The organism is Calditrichota bacterium (genome assembly GCA_013152715.1).
GTDB lineage: Bacteria > Zhuqueibacterota > Zhuqueibacteria > Thermofontimicrobiales > Thermofontimicrobiaceae > 4484-87.
On the sequence record JAADFU010000137.1, the window covers coordinates 1 to 3,422 of the forward strand.

3 protein-coding genes are annotated in these 3,422 nt (G+C 44.6%); all 3 read left to right on the forward strand.

Annotation, left to right across the window (positions count from 1 at the left end):
* The first annotated feature begins 159 nt into the window (after positions 1-159).
* The 3 genes from GXO74_11035 to GXO74_11045 are packed head-to-tail and all read left to right on the forward strand — an operon-like array spanning position 160 to position 3,325.
* Entirely contained in the window at positions 160-885 is a 726-nt protein-coding gene (locus GXO74_11035; GenBank protein ID NOZ62207.1) for an ABC transporter ATP-binding protein, read from the forward strand.
* Positions 882-2,054, forward strand: a complete 1,173-nt coding sequence (locus tag GXO74_11040) for an ABC transporter permease (protein NOZ62208.1) — start codon at positions 882-884, stop codon at positions 2,052-2,054. Before GXO74_11035 ends, GXO74_11040 begins: the two co-directional genes overlap by 4 nt.
* Positions 2,051-3,325, forward strand: a complete 1,275-nt coding sequence (locus GXO74_11045; protein NOZ62209.1) for an ABC transporter permease — start codon at positions 2,051-2,053, stop codon at positions 3,323-3,325. Before GXO74_11040 ends, GXO74_11045 begins: the two co-directional genes overlap by 4 nt.
* Positions 3,326-3,422: the final 97 nt, after the last annotated feature.

Genomic DNA, 3,422 nt, shown 5'->3' on the forward strand with positions numbered 1-3,422 from the left:
GGAGTTCATAGTTTCGAGTTTTTAGTTTATGGTTTTTTGTTAGCCTATTTCAGGACAAGACACAAATTTCTAATGACTAATGACTAATGACTAATGACTAATGACTAATGCCTAATGACCAATGCCTAACGACCAATTCAAAAAAAACGGGATTAAACGATGGAAAATAATCTACTAATCAAAACAGTGAATCTAACAAAACGCTACCCCATGGGCGAAAATGAATTTCCTGCACTGAAAAATATTAATCTCGAAATTCGAGAGGGAGAATTTGTCGGTATTGTCGGACCCAGCGGTTCCGGGAAAACAACGCTGCTGAATATCATCGGAACTCTGGATTCGCCAACAGAAGGGCATGTCACTGTGCTGGGTAAAGCTGTAGAAAAACTCTCGGCAAAAGAGGCGGCGGATTTGCGCAATAAGCACATTGGATTTATTTTTCAGACCTTCAATCTGCTACCGGTTTATACGGTGTTTGAAAATGTGGAATTTCCGTTGCTGCTGCAAAAGATTCCCGCAGCGGAGAGAAAAAAGCGCGTGATGGAAGCGCTGGAATGGGTGAAGTTGACCGATAAAACCAATTCAAAACCAGCGCAACTTTCCGGCGGACAGTGCCAGCGCGTGGCAGTGGCGCGTGCCATGGTGAAAAGACCAGAATTGGTGCTTGCCGATGAGCCCACGGCGAATTTAGACGCGGAAAATTCTCACAATATTTTGAAAACCATGGTTGAATTGAACCGCGAGCTGAAAACCACGTTCATTTTTGCCACGCATGATGAGAAAGTGATTCAATATCTGCGGCGGAAAATTTCTCTGTTTGACGGGAAACTTGCGAAAGATGAAATTGTCGAACCTGTTTATTCAACAGGAGAAGAAAAGTCATGATTATTCCCAAATTAGCGATAAGAAATTTACTGGGCGCCGGTCTGCGCACCTGGCTGAATGTAGTGGTGCTTTCTTTTTCTTATGTGGCAATTATCTGGATGCAGGGCTTGTATCAGGGCATGAACGAACAGGTGAGTCGCGCCAAAATTGATTCGGAAATCGGTGGCGGCCAGTTCTGGCAGGAAAATTATGATCCGTTCGATCCTCTGACTCTGGACGAGGCGCATGCACGAATTCCAGGAAAAATTAAAAATTTGATCGAGAAAAAACAGGCAGTGCCTGTCCTCATTTTGCAGGGAGCAATTTATCCCGAAGGAAAAGTGATACCTGTGCTCCTGAAAGGAATCGATCCGAGGCAATCGATTCTGGATTTACCAACTCAATTTCTGGCTGATTCATCAGAAGAATTGACTGCGATCATTGGCTCGCGCATGGCAAAAATGGCGCATTTGCAGGAAGGTGATTACGTGACTGTGCAGTGGCGTGACATAAACGGAACTTTTGATGCCAGAGAAGTGCGCATCGAAAAAATTTTCAAAACACCAGTGCAGAGCATTGACAATAATCAATTGTGGTTTTCCCTCCCGGTTTTGCAAAAATTAACCGGCATGACGGATCAAGCGACACTGGTTACCGTCAGTCAGGATTGCGAGAAAATTCCGGTTGTCGAAGGCTGGAAATTTCAGACAACGGAAGTTTTGTTAGCCGACTTAACGGAATTGATTCGCGCAAAAAGCGTGGGCGCTTCGATTCTTTATGTTGTGCTGCTGTTTCTGGCGATGCTGGGGATTTTTGATACACAAGTGTTGTCAATTTTCCGGCGGAGGAAAGAGATTGGCACTTTAATGGCGCTGGGCATGACTCGCCCTAAAGTGATCCAACTTTTTACTCTGGAAGGCGCAATTCATAGCGTGCTGGCGGCACTGGTCGCTGCGATTTACGGAATTCCGCTGCTCATTTACACGGCGAAAAAAGGCTGGGCATTGCCGCAAAATACGGATGATTACGGTTTTGCCATTGGCGATAAATTGTTTCCGGTTTACGGCATTGGCTTAATTCTCGGAACAACGATTTTAATTTTTGTGGTGACGACCATTGTGAGCTATTTGCCCACGCGAAAGATCGCGAAATTGAATCCCACGGACGCTTTACGAGGAAAATACGTATGATAAAATTTTTGCTGAAAGGCTTGTTGCGGGATCGTTCCAGAAGTCTGTTCCCGATTCTCATCGTTACCATCGGAGTGGCTCTGACCGTTTTTGTCCACGCCTGGATGGCAGGCTATCTGGATGAATTGATTCAAACAAATGCTCGTTTTAACACCGGACATGTGAAAATTACTACCAGAGCTCAGGCAGAACAATCGGGACAAATTTCCAACGAACTGGCTTTGATGGGAGTGGATTCTTTGATTTTAGAATTAAATAAAAATTTTTCCGATCTGTATTGGACGCCGCGCATTCATTTCGGCGGTTTGCTGGACATTCCCGACGAAAACGGCGAAACAAAAAAACAAGGACCTGTCGCCGGAATGGCGGTCGATTTGTTGAATCCCGGATCGATTGAAAAGGAAAATTTAAATTTGTCCAGAGCAGTTGTAAGTGGCAGACTCATTGAAAACAGCAAAGAGCTGCTCATCAGCGATGATTTTGCTCGTCGGCTGGGAGTGCAACCGGGAGATGCTGCAACGCTCATTTCTTCTACCATGTATGGCGGCATGGCGCTGGAAAATTTTAAAATTGTGGGCACAGTGCAATTTGGTGTGACTGCTCTCGATAGAGGCGCTGTTATCGCGGATGTTCGAGATATTCAGCAGGCGCTTTACATGGAGGACGCTGCGACTGAAATACTTGGCTTTTTTAAAGATGGGAAATATGAAAAAGAAAGAGCGAATCAGGTGGCGGAAAAATTTAATTCTTCTCAGCAAAATACAAACGACGAATTTGCGCCTGTGATGATTTCCCTGCACAATCAAAACGGTCTGGCGGAAATGCTGGGAATGATGAGCAGAGTCTCTTTCATTGCTGTGATGATTTTTATTGTTGCCATGTCGATTGTTCTCTGGAACGCCGGTTTAATGGGGAGTTTGCGCCGCTATGGAGAAATTGGCGTGCGGCTGGCAATCGGGGAACGCAAAGGGCATCTTTATCGAACTCTGATTGCAGAATCTTTGCTCATCGGAATCTTTGGCTCAATATTCGGCACAATTTTGGGACTCGTTGCTGCCTATTATTTGCAAAAAAACGGCATTGATTATTCCTCTCTGATGAAAGGTTCCTCGATGCTCATTTCCAATGTTTTGCGCGCAAAAATTACCCCGACCACTTATTTCATCGGTTTCATTCCCGGATTAGTAGCGACATTCATTGGCAGCGCCATTGCCGGAATCGGAATTTACCGACGAGAAACTGCACAGTTATTCAAGGAGCTGGAAGTATGAAAAAATTGATCGGATTTTTGATATTGGGACTTTTTTCTCAGTCATGGAGTCAAACACCTTCAGCACTGGATATTTTGAAAAAAGTGGATGAAAATTT

Excerpts from the sequence above, each read along its gene's own strand:
- GXO74_11045 (NOZ62209.1), top strand. The coding sequence starts at position 2,051 with ATGATAAAATTTTTGCTGAAAGGCTTGTTGCGGGATCGTTCCAGAAGT.
- GXO74_11035 (NOZ62207.1), top strand. The coding sequence starts at position 160 with ATGGAAAATAATCTACTAATCAAAACAGTGAATCTAACAAAACGCTAC.
- GXO74_11040 (NOZ62208.1), top strand. The coding sequence starts at position 882 with ATGATTATTCCCAAATTAGCGATAAGAAATTTACTGGGCGCCGGTCTG.